Annotated in this window: 11 protein-coding genes, 1 pseudogene and 1 other annotated feature; all 12 genes and pseudogenes read left to right on the forward strand. The window is 44.4% G+C overall.

What is annotated here, in order from left to right:
* Positions 1-180 precede the first annotated feature (180 nt).
* A complete protein-coding gene (locus ARA78_RS12285; RefSeq protein ID WP_055280608.1) occupies positions 181-1,359 on the forward strand; it encodes a sugar transporter in 1,179 nt (392 codons plus the stop codon).
* A gap of 301 nt (positions 1,360-1,660) precedes the next feature.
* Positions 1,661-2,176, forward strand: coding sequence for a cysteine hydrolase family protein (locus ARA78_RS12290; RefSeq protein ID WP_055280609.1), 516 nt, complete (start codon positions 1,661-1,663; stop codon positions 2,174-2,176).
* Between the two features lie 33 nt (positions 2,177-2,209).
* Positions 2,210-3,154 carry an NUDIX hydrolase gene (locus tag ARA78_RS12295; protein WP_055280610.1) on the forward strand — a complete coding sequence of 315 codons (945 nt, stop codon included), beginning with the start codon at positions 2,210-2,212 and terminating at the stop codon, positions 3,152-3,154.
* Positions 3,155-3,200: 46 nt separating this feature from the next.
* A complete protein-coding gene (gene pnuC, locus ARA78_RS12300) occupies positions 3,201-3,935 on the forward strand; it encodes a nicotinamide riboside transporter PnuC (RefSeq protein WP_015534054.1) in 735 nt (244 codons plus the stop codon).
* Between the two features lie 16 nt (positions 3,936-3,951).
* Positions 3,952-4,995, forward strand: a complete 1,044-nt coding sequence (locus tag ARA78_RS12305) for an AAA family ATPase (RefSeq protein ID WP_022215839.1) — start codon at positions 3,952-3,954, stop codon at positions 4,993-4,995.
* Positions 4,996-5,240: 245 nt separating this feature from the next.
* Positions 5,241-6,128 carry a DegV family protein gene (locus ARA78_RS12310; RefSeq protein ID WP_055280611.1) on the forward strand — a complete coding sequence of 296 codons (888 nt, stop codon included), beginning with the start codon at positions 5,241-5,243 and terminating at the stop codon, positions 6,126-6,128.
* 140 nt (positions 6,129-6,268) lie between these two features.
* The gene (locus ARA78_RS12315; RefSeq protein ID WP_055280612.1) at positions 6,269-7,960 is read left to right on the forward strand and encodes a putative bifunctional diguanylate cyclase/phosphodiesterase; all 1,692 of its coding nucleotides are present in this window, start codon (positions 6,269-6,271) and stop codon (positions 7,958-7,960) included.
* A gap of 153 nt (positions 7,961-8,113) precedes the next feature.
* Positions 8,114-8,260: pseudogene (locus ARA78_RS13760) on the forward strand (polar amino acid ABC transporter ATP-binding protein); the annotation flags it as partial.
* 59 nt (positions 8,261-8,319) lie between these two features.
* On the forward strand, positions 8,320-9,258 hold the full coding sequence (locus ARA78_RS12320) for a DMT family transporter (protein WP_055223640.1): 939 nt from the start codon (positions 8,320-8,322) through the stop codon (positions 9,256-9,258).
* Positions 9,259-9,424: 166 nt separating this feature from the next.
* Positions 9,425-9,713, forward strand: a binding site (T-box leader).
* A gap of 85 nt (positions 9,714-9,798) precedes the next feature.
* Entirely contained in the window at positions 9,799-11,520 is a 1,722-nt protein-coding gene (locus tag ARA78_RS12325; RefSeq protein WP_015534048.1) for a carbon starvation protein A, read from the forward strand.
* A 229-nt stretch (positions 11,521-11,749) separates the two neighbouring features.
* Complete coding sequence (nudC, locus tag ARA78_RS12330; RefSeq protein ID WP_055274084.1) at positions 11,750-12,625, forward strand: NAD(+) diphosphatase; 876 nt, start codon at positions 11,750-11,752, stop codon at positions 12,623-12,625.
* A gap of 209 nt (positions 12,626-12,834) precedes the next feature.
* Positions 12,835-13,536 (forward strand): hypothetical protein, encoded by a 702-nt coding sequence (locus tag ARA78_RS12335; RefSeq protein WP_055280613.1) that lies wholly within the window; start codon positions 12,835-12,837, stop codon positions 13,534-13,536.
* The last annotated feature ends 127 nt before the right edge of the window (positions 13,537-13,663 follow it).

Consider the following 13,663-nt stretch of genomic DNA (forward strand, 5'->3'; position numbering starts at 1 on the left):
AAATTTTCCCTTAACCCTGAAGGCCGGAGAGTTTCCGGCCTTCTTTTTTGTACAATCTAACATTTGGACAGTATAACCATTCAAAAGTGCATTGACTCATAATTCCATTTCCTATAATATGTGGCTGGTGAACAAAAAAATAATCATATATACCACATATTATTAGGAAGAGGAATAAATATGAAGAGTAGATTGACGAGAAAAGAAATGCTTCCGCTTGTGGGAATGACCGTCTCGGCGTTCATATTCAACACATCGGAATTTATGCCAATTGGCTTGCTGACAGACATTGCAAAGTCGTTCAGCATATCGGAGTCGAAGGCGGGAATGCTTATCACAGTGTATTCGTGGATAGTCATGCTGTTGTCCCTGCCGCTCATACTTCTTGTGTCGAAGATAGATTTCAGGAAACTGTTCATGGGAACGATCGCACTGTTTGGAATATGCCAGATCATGTCCGTGATCGCGCCGACATACGGAGTGCTCATGGCATCGCGTATAGGCGTTGCGTGTACCCATGCGATATTCTGGTCGATAGCTTCACCGGTTGCCATAAGACTTGTAAATGAAGAACACAGATCATTTGCACTGAGCATGGTCGTGACTGGAACATCCATAGCTACTATAGCCGGGCTTCCGCTTGGAAGACTTGTTGGACAGTATATGGGATGGAGAGTTACATTCCTCATCGTTGGAATCATAGCATTTGCGGTTCTGGTGTACATGGCATTTGTATTCCCTAAGATCGCAAGCGGAGAGCAGTTCCATGTGAAGGATCTCCCTGCTCTTCTGAAGAATCCGGTGCTCATCTGCCTGTATATTCAGACGATACTGTTCGTGCTTGGATACTACACGGTGTACAGTTATATAGAGCCGTTCATGCAGCAGGTTGCAAAGCTCCAGAACAATGTCATCACTGTAGTGCTCCTGATATTTGGAGCGATGGGACTTCTCGGAAGCTATCTGTTCTCAAAGCTTTATGACAAGCACAGATTTGCATTCATCGGTACAGTCATGGCAACTCTTCTTGTGTGGCTGCTGCTTCTGCTTCCGGCGTCAAAGACGTTGGCGACCATGGTACTCCTATGTGCATTCTGGGGAATAACAGCCATGGCGTTCAATGTGACCACGCAGTCGGAGGTCATCAGAAGTGTTGATGAGAAGAGCTCCGCAGTGGCGACTGCCATATATTCAGGACTTTTCAACCTCGGTATCGGAGGTGGAAGCTGGATCGGCGGAATTGTGTGCGACAAGGGCGCGATATCATATATCGGTTTTGTAGGTGCGGTGTTCGCGGTTATATCGGTGCTGTTCTTTGCATTTGTACTGCTCAGGAAATTGAAGCAGAGCGTGGACTGATAGTGTGTTGTATATAAAAAATATGATAGAAATATAAAGGTGCGGCATAGCTGACATGCGGGTTTCGTTTGGAACGTGGAATATCAGCTATGCCACTTTTTCTATTGAGTTTCAAATAATGGGTTGACATATTATCAAAATGATAATATTATATAAAACAACCTGAAGATATTATCAAAAACGATAATAATGGCGGCGGTGAGGGCACATGTATATGTACTTATATGCTTTATAAGGAATCCGCGCCTTTGTGGATTCCCTCATGAAAGCAGAAAGTTGAATGTGAAAAGGAGAAAAAATTATGGACAAAAACAAGAAAAAGACACTTATAGTAGTTGATATGCAGAATGATTTCATTGATGGGGCACTAGGCACAAAGGAGGCAGCAGCCATCGTGGAAAATGTGAAAGCAAAGATAAGAGAGTATGCTGACCGCGGGGATGAGATCATCTTCACAAGGGATACGCATTATGAGGACTACATGGAGACAAACGAGGGTCGTCATCTCCCGGTTCCGCATTGTATAGAGGAAACTGAGGGCTGGGAGATCGCAGCTGGTCTTGAAGTCCCGGGAGCCATATACATCAACAAGACCAGCTTTGGATATACAGGATGGGGAGACTTCGACCTTCAGGATGTTGAGATTGTAGGTCTCTGTACGGATATATGTGTCGTGTCGAATGCTCTGATCATCAAGGCTCTGTACCCGGAGATAAATGTTAAGGTCGATGCGAAGTGCTGTGCCGGGGTGACGCCGGAGAGCCATGAGGCTGCGCTCGCCACCATGGCGATGTGTCAGGTGGACATAATCAGATAACGGCGGAAATATAAAGGAGGATGAAGCATACGTATGAAGACATATGAGATGAGTGACGAAGAGAAGGAATTCCTTGCCGGATATGATCTGACGAAATATGACAGGCCATCTGTTGCCGCGGATGTGGTTGTATTTTCAGTTATGAAGGATGACGAGTGCGAGGATGTAAGAAGACTTCAGGAGAAGAAGCTCAAGATACTACTGATAAGAAGAGGTGGATTCCCATATAAAGGAAGCTGGGCTATGCCCGGTGGGTTCTGCAGAAAAGGTGAGGATGTCATAGATTCAGCCAGAAGAGAGCTTTGCGAAGAGACGGGTATAGACGATGCATATGTAAAGCTTGTCGGAGTGTATGGCGAGCCGGGCAGAGATCCGAGAGGCTGGGTCATATCATCAACTTATATGGCACTTATGAACGCCGGAGCCTGCCGCCTGAAGGCAGGAGATGATGCACAGGATGCGAGATGGTTTACAGTTGAACTGACAGATGTTTCAACAGAGGCAACAGAAGTGTCAGGTACAGGTGAAGAAAATGTGAAAAATGAAGTTGAAGCTTCACATAAAGTCCAAAACGGGAAAAAATACAGGCTGGTCCTCAAGAATGCAGACTCTGATATAAAACTTACTGCAGTGCTGCGCAGAACAGATATGAGCTCATGCGGACGAAGCTCGGACAGTTACTATATAGAGGAATGTGAAGGACTGGCATTTGACCACGCAAGAATCATAACGGAAGCGGTGCTCGGACTGCGGGAGGATGTCAGGAGAGATATGAAGCTGGCATTTGACCTGCTGCCGGATAGATTTACACTCACTGAGCTTCAGAATGTATATGAACAGATATGGGACATGGAACTTACCACACCTAACTTCAGAAGAAAGATTGTGGAATATGTTGAGGAGACTGATGCATATCAGTCCGGTGAGAGATACAGACCTGCCAAACTGTTCACACGAAGGAATGATGCAAGGAAGTAGAGACTATAGTGTAGTGGATTGATGTTTAAAAGGGAGGAATGAATAGATGACATTTAAGAAATTTATAAAAAATGAGATAGAGGGCTGGAAGAAGCTGGAGGTCACCTGGCTGCTTATCGCATGTGCAGTCATCGTGGGGCTGTCCATATATTGGGATGATACGGTTATGGGGATCATATCGTCCACCACAGGCGTGGTCTGTGTAGTGTGCACGGGAAAAGGAAAGTTGTCAGCGTACATATTCGGTCTTGTGAATACTGTGCTTTACGCGGTTATATCGTATAAGGCTGCACTGTACGGAGAGACGATGCTCAATGCGCTATATTATGTGCCTATGCAGTTTGTTGGATTCTATGTGTGGTCAAGGCATATGAATGATGAGACGCATGAGGTCAGAAAGAAACACATGAAGGCGGTGGGAAGGATATTCATGGTGCTGGCGGTGGCACTTGGCACATTTCTGTATGGGCTGCTGTTAAAGAGACTCGGGGATGCCATGCCATTTGTGGATGCGTTTACAACGGTTTCATCGGTTGTGGCGATGGTTGTATCTGTAAGAATGTTCGCGGAGCAGTGGTGGATATGGATTGCGGTAGATGTGTTTACAATATATATGTGGGCACAAAACTTTGTGAGTGGCAATGACAACATAGCAACGCTGCTCATGTGGATAGTGTACCTTGGAAATGCCGTTATTATGTGTGTCAGATGGGAACGTGAGGTCAGAAGAAATCGCCTGGACGAAGTACACGTTTTCGAAGACGGCACGGCAACAGAGTAAGGGAGGCTGACAAGTTATGTATAGATATAAGGTAGGAATGTATGGGGGTTCGTTTGATCCGCTTCACATAGGACACATCCACGACATCATACGTGCTGCGGCGATGTGTGAGGAACTGTATGTGATGATAAGCTGGTGTGAGGGCAGAGAGTCTGCCTCAAAGGAACTGAGATATCGCTGGATACTTAACAGTACAAGACATCTGCCAAATGTGAAGATAATCATGATAGAGGATAAGGCGGTCTCAAAAGAAGAATATAATACGGATTATTATTGGGAAAAGGGAGCACAGGATATCAAGGACACGATAGGAAAGCCTATAGATGCAGTGTTCTGTGGTTCGGATTATCTTGGAACCGGCAGGTTTGAGAGCCTGTACTGTCCGGAGAGTGAGGTCGTGTACTTTGACAGGGCGGAGGTTCCGGTATCCTCGACAGAGATCCGTGAGTGGGCGACGGCGCATTGGGAGTATATTCCAGAGGTGTGCAGGGATCACTACGTCAGAAAGATTCTGGTTGTCGGCGGTGAATCCACAGGAAAATCCACACTGGTTGAGAATCTTGCGCTGGCATATAACACGAATTTTGTACGGGAGATAGGACGTGACACCTGTGAGTACGCGGGTGGCGAGAATTTCATGGTTGAAGATGATCTGGTGGAGAACTTCATCAGACAGAAGGACGAGGTACGCAGGGCAGCCAGGCATAGCAACAGACTGTTGTTTGTGGATACCGATGCACTGACTACGGGATTTTATTGTGATCTGCTCATGGATGATGATGAACAAAAACGCAGGCTTACAGATATGGCGGGCGCGATAAATGCAACAAATAAGTGGGATCTTGTGTTGTTCCTTGATCCTGATGGAACGGATTTTGTCCAGGATGGGACCCGGAATGAGAAAATAATGCGGGAGAGAAGGCATTACAGCGATTTGCTCAAGGCGTGGTTTGACAAGTATGGGGTACACTGTGAGACGATATCGGGAGATTATCTTGATCGGTTCAACACTGCGAAAAAACTGATTGAGGAACGACTTGCGATAACAACTGTATTTTAAATGACAAATGATCATATATATTAACGCCCATGACATGGTTTTTAAAACAACGTGTTGTGGGTATTTTTGCCTGTTTTTTATCGTATTTATGACTATGAATAAAGTACAGATGATGATACAATAGTAAGCAAGAAACGATGATAAGAAAAAGTGGATGTTAAATCGAAAGAGAATGCTAATACTAGATCAAAAGAAAACGCGAATGTAAAAAAGTAATCATAAATATATTGGAGAGGTGGACAAACATGGCAAAGTATATCTTGAGCTGCTGCTCAACAGCAGATCTTTCAAAGGAGCATTTTGACAAAATAGACGTAAAATATATATGCTTTCACTACGAGCTTGATGGTGTGGAGCATCCTGATGACCTGGGACAGACCATGCCATTTGAGGAATTTTACAGAAAGATGACAGAGGGTGCGGCTACGAAGACCTCGCAGGTGAATTCAGATGAATATTATGATTTCTGGAAACCTTATCTTGAACAGGGGTATGACATACTTCACCTGACATTGTCATCGGGAATAAGCGGGTCTATAAACTCTGCAAATATTGCCAGGGAGGATCTGGAGGAAGAATTCCCTGACAGGAAACTCTATGTGGTAGATTCCCTGGGGGCTTCCTCGGGATATGGGCTGATCATGGACACGCTGGCAGGCATGAGAGATGAAGGCAGGTCCATAGACGAGCTGCATGACTGGATAGAACAGCATAAGCTGGACCTGAACCACTGGTTCTTCTCAACGGATCTCACGTTTTATATCAGAGGCGGAAGAATATCCAAGACTGCTGGAACAGTCGGCACAATACTTGGAATATGTCCACTTCTCAACATGGATGACGAGGGCAGGCTGATACCGAGATCAAAGATAAGAGGTAAAAAGAAGGTTATTCAGGAGATAGTAAAGCGCATGGAGGAGAATGCACAGGATGGGCTTGATTATTCCGGCAAGTGCTATATATCGCAGTCTGCATGTATGGAGGATGCCGAGGCTGTGGCAAGGCTTGTTGAGGAGAGATTTCCAAAACTTGATGGCAAGGTGGAAATCAATTATATAGGAACTACCATAGGAAGTCATACAGGACCTGGCACAGTTGCCTTGTTTTTCTGGGGCAAAAGACGTCAGGGGTAGGATAATACATTGTGCATTCATTTTTCCACTGCTATAATATAGGAAGAGTTTATATTTATTAATTTTTGATGCGCTTGGGCCGATTTTGATATTTAAGACCGGACGATACGGGCTATGTGGCGAAGGCTGGAGGAGAGAGAATGGATAATACAATTGATAAAAGCATACAAATGGACAGTCAGATGAAAGAATTCTTCGAGTGCATAAGCGGGGACGCGGATACACAGCAACAGAGAATCCAGTGTATAAGGAATGGTCTTGCTGCTATTGCTGACAGGCTCAGGCTGGGAAAGGCGGAGATTACTGTTGATATTCCGAAAAACAGGTTTATGCCGCTTGGAGAAAGAAGCAGCGCGGTATTATACGAGAGAGAAGTGACTGAATTGGGTACCCCCGTTGATATAGAGATGAAGATCAGAACCGGTGGTACTGTGTTTATCAAGGATTATCCATATGGTCCGGGTTATTCAGAAGAGGAGATACAGACACACAGGTTTATATTTAGGGAGATATTTATTCAGTACAACCGGACATTGGCTCAGTGCATGCTTGAAAAGATCATGAATACAGATATCAACACGGGTGTTGCCAGTCAGGATTCCCTGATGTATTATGCGGTGAATCTGATAAAAAACGGACGGATTGGTGATTATACAGGCATATTTTTTAATATCCACAATTTCAAGTATGTGAATAAGGTTTTTGATTATTCACAGGGAGATGTGATACTTAGAAATTATGCGCAGATGGTGAAGTCATATCTTGACAGCGATGAGGAGATAGCAAGGCTTGGAGGAGATAATTTCGTTGTAATTTGTCGTAATGAGAATGCGTCTGATTTTATAAGCAAGATTAAAGATGTTCATATGAGTCATGAGTTCAGATCTGTCAAAAGAGAATTACAGCTGGGAGTTACAGCGGGGATAGCCTGCCTGGAAGGCGTTGATAAGCCGAGGGAAGTTATGGCCAGAACCAGCATTGCGTATCAGGCAGCAAGAAAAACCGGAGCGGGCTCTATAGTGGTATATACAAAAGAGATTCAGAAGCATCTTATGGATGACCAGGAGATTCTGGCCGCTTTTCCCCAGGCACTCGCTGCAGGCGAGTTTGTAGTGTATTATCAGCCAAAGGTGAGGATTGCGGACAAAAGTATATATGGTGCGGAGGCACTTGTACGCTGGGTGAGAGATGGACAGGTGGTCACTCCTGCGAGATTTATTCCGCAGCTTGAGAGAGAGGGCAGCGTGTGCAGACTTGACTATTATATGCTTGAGCAGGTATGCGGTTTTTTGAAGAGCAGACTGGATAAAGGTCTGAAGATTGTGCCTGTATCAGTCAATTTTTCCAGAAGACATCTGGAAGAAGGCGATCTGGTGGAACGAATAACCGGTACCATAGACAGATTTGGGATAGACAGAAGCTATATTGAGATAGAGCTCACAGAAAGTGAGGATTATCAGAATTATGAGATCATGTCCAGCGTGATAGGAAGACTCAAGGAACGAGGCATAAGTACATCCATAGATGATTTTGGTACAGGATTTTCTTCGCTCAACATGATCAAAAAGGTTGACCTTGATACCATCAAGATAGACAAATCGCTGATACCTTTTGACGATGTAAACAATAATAAGCATCAGGATATAGTAATGTTTTCAAGCATAATAGACCTCATAGGCCGGCTCGGGAAAAAGTCAGTTGCGGAGGGTGTTGAGACAACTCAGCAGCTTGACTATCTGGAAAAGCTTGGCTGTGATATAGTACAGGGATATGTGTTTGACAAGCCCCTGCCAAAGGATGAATTTGAGCAAAGGCTGGAGTCGGGATATTAAAAAGCGGCAATGGAGCCATATGAACTCCATTGCCGCTTTTTGTGTATGTAGTAAAACGGTAAAATATATATACATGGGGACTTGTTTCTTCACCGGGAAAATGATAAAACTGTTGGGAGGATTGATAAAGAAACACAGCAAAAACTGCTGCTTGAGATGGGGTTTGCCAGGGAAGTGGCTGACCGTGTTATATTTATGGCCGATGGGATCATAGTTGAGGATGAAACTCCGGAGCAGCTGTTCGGGGATCCGCAGAATGACAGGACAAAGGCTTTTCTCAGTTCAATTCTCAACACATAATAGAGTGCCTGTATGTTGTATGCTGTGGCACGGATTAAAAAGAACGAGAGGTTTCACAGATGAAGAGTAGACAGGTAAGGAATTCACTGCTGCTAGTTTTGACAGCTTTTATATGGGGCGTAGCCTTTGTTGCGCAGAGACAGGGAGGAGATGCGGTTGGACCGTTCTCTTTCAACGGAATACGGTCACTGATCGGCGGTGCTGTTCTTATACCGGTCATATTTATAATTGACAGGATAAAACCATCTGATAGGAAACCGAGTAATAGATCAGATAGAAAGAGACTTGTGATTGGCGGTATATGCTGTGGAACTGTTCTGTTCCTGGCAAGCTCTGCACAGCAGCTTGGACTTTATATGGGAACACCGGCGGGAAAAGCGGGATTCCTCACAGCGTGTTACATATTGCTGGTTCCAATTCTGAGTCTGTTTTTGAAGAAGAAATGTGGCTGGAATATATGGCTTGGAATAGTTATAGCTGTGGTGGGGCTTTATCTGCTTTGTATGAGCAGCTCACTGTCATTTCAGAGCAGTGATCTTATGGTGCTTGTATGTGCATTGCTTTTTGCAGTACATATACTAGTGATAGACCATTTCTCACCGCTTGTGGATGGAGTCAGAATGTCATGTATACAGTTTTGGGTATGCGGGATTCTCAGCATATTCCCGGCGTTTTTCTCGGAGATGCATCATAGTGTGGCTGGAATTGCGGCATGGGTGCAGCCTCTCGGTACATTGAGTGCGTGGATTCCGATACTCTATGCAGGAGTGTTGTCGTGTGGCGTGGCATATACACTTCAGATAGTTGGACAGAACGGACTAAATCCCACTGTCGCTTCAATGATCATGAGCCTTGAGTCGGTATTCTCTGTCATTGCCGGTTGGATCATCCTTGGAGAACGTATGGGGGTAAGACAGCTTGCAGGATGCGGGCTGATATTTGCCGCAATACTTCTGGCACAGATCCCGGTCGGACGAGGAAAGAAAGAGATGGCATGAACGTCTTGAGAGCCGATGATAAAAATACTTTGTTTTCACAAGAAAAAATATGCCGCAGGCGTACATATAACGCTGAAACACTTGAAAAAAATGCGAGTTTTTATTTACTTGCAAAAATGGGTTGACATTAAAATACTTCAGTGCTAGTTTAGGTACCGAACAAAGAGCAAATGCAAAGAACAGAATACGGTCGTCAAAGATCGCATACTTCAGAGAGCCGCCGGTTGGTGTGAGACGGTGTATGTCCTTGATGATTATCCTCTGCGAGCAGTGCACTGAATTCCCTGGTCATGAGATGCCAGAGACATTAGGTGTCACCGGTTTTCTACCGTTACATAGAAACTTATTTCAATAGACAGTGAGTAGTGGTCAGGCGAGATAAGGTCAGAGAGGTCATCCTTTTATGATGGCAAATAAAGTGGTAACGCGGAAGTATACAGGCTTTCGTCTTTATGAGATTGCATAAAGACGAAAGCCTTTTTTTATTTACTCTTTGCAAAAAATGAGATATCGTCATAAGGCGTGAGAAAGGAGAAAGATATGAATAGTTTGGTAATTGTTCTTATCGCAGTAGTAGTTTTAGGTGCTGGCTATCTTGGCTATGGAAGATGGCTTGCAAAGAAATGGGGTGTAGATCCAAATGCAAAGACCCCAGCAGTTGCAAATGAGGATGGCAAGGATTATGTACCATCATCAAAGCTTACAGTATTTGCACATCAGTTTTCATCGATAGCAGGTGCCGGTCCTGTCCAGGGACCTATCATCGCAGCTATGTTCGGATGGGTTCCAGTTTTACTCTGGCTGCTTGTCGGAGGCGTATTCTTTGGTGCAGTTCAGGATTTTGGTTCACTTTATGCATCAGTTAAAAATGGTGGTAAGTCAATAGGACTTGTCATCGAGAAGTACATAGGCAAGGCAGGAAGAAGATTCTTCTCACTGTTCTGCTGGCTGTTCACACTTCTTGTTATAGCAGCATTTACATCGATGGTTTCATCGACATTTAACGGTTTCACAGCAGGCACTGACGGAGCTGTGACAAAGAACTTCAATGGTGCTGCAGCGGCAACAGTTTCAATGTTGTTCATAGTAGTAGCCATGGTATTCGGTGTGGTTATGAAGACATGCAAGAATATGAAGGAGTGGCTCAAAGCTATAGTAGCCATCGTCCTCATCGTTGCAATGTTTGCAGTAGGTATGAAATGTCCTTGGTACTTAAATGGTGACCAGTGGAATTACGTAATCATGGCTTACCTCTTCCTCGCATCAGTTCTTCCAATGTGGTTACTCATGCAGCCAAGAGATTACATGACAACATTCATGCTCATCGGTATGTTAGTTGGTGCATTTGTCGGAGTTCTGGTAGGACATCCTGATATGAACCTGAATGCATTCAATGGTTTCACAGTTGTATCATCAACAGGAGCTAAGAGTTATCTGTTCCCAACATTGTTTGTAACGATCGCCTGTGGTGCGGTTTCCGGTTTCCACAGCCTTGTTTCATCAGGAACATCATCTAAGACAGTAAGAAATGAAAAAGATATGCTTTTCGTAGGTTATGGCGCAATGATCCTTGAGACGCTCCTCGGAGTTATCTCACTTATAGTAGTTGGTGCTGTCGCAGTTGGCGGCAAGGCTCCAGAGGGTCTTACACCTTTCCAGATCTTCTCACAGGGTATCGCAGGATTCCTCGAGAAGTTCGGACTTCCAAACTCAGTTGCAAATGTATTCATGACAATGTGTGTATCAGCACTTGCTCTTACATCACTTGACTCAGTTGCACGTATCGGACGTATGTCATTCCAGGAGCTCTTCATGGGAGACACAACAGATACATCCAAGATGCCTGTATGGCAGAAGATACTTACAAACAAGTATTTTGCAACAGTTATAACACTGTTCTTTGGTTATCTTCTCTGCAAGGGTGGATATTCAAATGTATGGCCACTCTTCGGATCAGCAAACCAGATGCTTGCAGCCCTTGTACTTATAGGCGTAGCAGTATTCCTCAAGGCAACAAACAGAAAGCACGCAATGCTCTACCCACCTATGCTGATAATGCTTGCTGTTACATTTACAGCTATCGTGCTCAATGTAATAGGCAATGTACAGAAGTTCCAGGCTGGAACAGCAACATTCCTTGTAGAGGGACTTCAGCTTATAGTAGCAGTATTCCTTATCGTGCTTGGTATCATCGTGGCCATCACATGTATCAAGAAGCTCGTTCTTATGAAGAAGGAGAATGCTGAGAAGGCAGAGGCTTAAATGATGAGTGGGGGGAATCCCCGATAAAGATTTTAAATATAATAACTACCAAAAAATCAGGCAATTGGTGAAATACCGATTGTCTGATTTTTTATGTTTACATGGCATGGCTGTAACCAACATTAAGGATTGACAGGCTGAAGTCTTTGAAGGAAAATAATATGGGAAATGAGGGATGTCATTCTCTTTGAGATCTTTGGACATCTGGAATAGTGGAGGAAATATAGGTATGATACAGGATATAGAACCACAGAGGTTTAATAATCAATATAGTAACAGGAGAGAACCAGAGGATCATGATATGGTTCTCTCTTTTTCTGAGAAAATGATATTTGCGAAAGTTATGGATGATGAGAACCTGCTTGGGTTTATGACGTATGGAGAACTGCAGAAAATAACCGGATGCGATAGGAAAATAGGGGATCTGGTTTATCTCTTTTCAATAGATGATACCGCATATTTTATGTGGAATGGAGATAACAGACTTGCTGCCCCGGGCTATGAATACCGAAGCATGTATAAGACAAGGGCTTGCTATCCGAAGACTGCGGTTCTTGCGGCGGCGACAGGCTGGCATCTGTCGCTTTGGTACAGGACCAACAGGTTCTGTGGTGCCTGTGGAGAGAGAACTGTTCATGATGAGAAAGAGAGGATGCTCAGATGTCCGTCATGCGGCAGGCTGATATTTCCAGTCATAGCTCCTGCTGTCATAGTGGGCGTGATCGACGGCGACAGGATCATACTTACCACATATGCGGGCAGGGAGTACAAGAGATATGCCCTGATAGCGGGATTTACCGAGATAGGGGAGAGTGCTGAGCAGACCGTCAGACGGGAGGTCATGGAGGAGGTCGGCATCAGCGTTAAGAATATCACTTATTACAAGTCACAGCCATGGGGCTATGACAGCAATCTTCTCATGGGTTATTTCTGTCAGGCAGACATACCGGAGGGCGGTGACGGACATCTGACCATAGACAGACAAGAGCTTGCAACTGGAGAGTGGGTGAACCGTGATGATATTCCAGACTATCCGGAGCACCTGAGTCTCACACATGAGATGATGGTATACTTTAAAGAGCACGGACAGGAAGTGTTTAAGTGACAAGTAGAGCTAAGATGTAATATCCATTGAATATCCGGACGGGCAGTAAAAAGATTATTTAAGTTTTAAACGGTTGTGTAAATGTATGGAGTTATTGTATTATAGACAAATCAAGGATATGGATACTTGAGAAAAATATGGAGAATGTTTCTTTATATAATAAGACATTAAAAATGGGCTTATATCGAGAAAAAATGGGTAAATGGAATATGAAAAAGACAGGAATTGTGATATGTGTGCTTGCGGCACTGGTGGGACTTGTGGGATGTTCATCAGTGGTAAGCAGTGATAAAACAGATAGAACCAAATCGGGTATAGAGAGTCAAGGAAAGTTCAAGGTCAATACGCCGGATGAGGAGTGGTTCAAGGAGACTGCCCTAGATGTGGCGGCTTCGGTGAACGAACTTGCAAATGATGAAGCTTATATAAAGATAATGGGCGGAAGTGACGATGTTGCTGAAGTCGCAAGTGACTGGGGGGATAATATAGCCGACACAAGTGGCAAGATTGCAGTTGTGATAATCTCGGATAAAGCAGCAAAATTCATTATGGGGCAGACTGATGGTGAAACGTCCCTGTCCGATACGGCCAGAGACCGTGTTGAAAAAAATGCATGCTTGGCATTTGGAAATTATGTGACCGCCAGCGCTGGGGGAGCGAGTGCATTGGCGGCCTCATCAATACTTAGGTATGATCAGGCGTATGTAGTAAGTGAACCGGTGCTGGATCAGGTGTGGGTGATCCCAGCTGGGGAGGAATGTGCACTGTGGATAGCCTATAGTAACTGTGGTGACGGAATAGTGAGCGTGAGTGGAAGTTACATGGCACTTCCTGATGGTCAGACTGTGGAGGAGGCTGCGGATTCACTGTTCAGCACGTGGGGGTTAGAAGTAGAGGTGCACGAGTGGTAAAGTCACTTTGATATATGTGTTTTAAATAAACGGCGGAGACTGATATGTACCCAGAATCCTGGACACATATTTATGAACTAGGCTGAACACATGGATGCTATCCTGTATTGTACAGGTGGCATCCATT

It is taken from the genome of Coprococcus eutactus (assembly GCF_001404675.1).
Classification (GTDB): domain Bacteria; phylum Bacillota; class Clostridia; order Lachnospirales; family Lachnospiraceae; genus Coprococcus; species Coprococcus aceti.

Coding starts and splice junctions, on each gene's coding strand:
- ARA78_RS12285 (WP_055280608.1), top strand. CDS start 181: ATGAAGAGTAGATTGACGAGAAAAGAAATGCTTCCGCTTGTGGGAATG.
- ARA78_RS12290 (WP_055280609.1), top strand. CDS start 1,661: ATGGACAAAAACAAGAAAAAGACACTTATAGTAGTTGATATGCAGAAT.
- ARA78_RS12295 (WP_055280610.1), top strand. CDS start 2,210: ATGAAGACATATGAGATGAGTGACGAAGAGAAGGAATTCCTTGCCGGA.
- pnuC (WP_015534054.1), top strand. CDS start 3,201: ATGACATTTAAGAAATTTATAAAAAATGAGATAGAGGGCTGGAAGAAG.
- ARA78_RS12305 (WP_022215839.1), top strand. CDS start 3,952: ATGTATAGATATAAGGTAGGAATGTATGGGGGTTCGTTTGATCCGCTT.
- ARA78_RS12310 (WP_055280611.1), top strand. CDS start 5,241: ATGGCAAAGTATATCTTGAGCTGCTGCTCAACAGCAGATCTTTCAAAG.
- ARA78_RS12315 (WP_055280612.1), top strand. CDS start 6,269: ATGGATAATACAATTGATAAAAGCATACAAATGGACAGTCAGATGAAA.
- ARA78_RS12320 (WP_055223640.1), top strand. CDS start 8,320: ATGAAGAGTAGACAGGTAAGGAATTCACTGCTGCTAGTTTTGACAGCT.
- ARA78_RS12325 (WP_015534048.1), top strand. CDS start 9,799: ATGAATAGTTTGGTAATTGTTCTTATCGCAGTAGTAGTTTTAGGTGCT.
- nudC (WP_055274084.1), top strand. CDS start 11,750: ATGATACAGGATATAGAACCACAGAGGTTTAATAATCAATATAGTAAC.
- ARA78_RS12335 (WP_055280613.1), top strand. CDS start 12,835: ATGAAAAAGACAGGAATTGTGATATGTGTGCTTGCGGCACTGGTGGGA.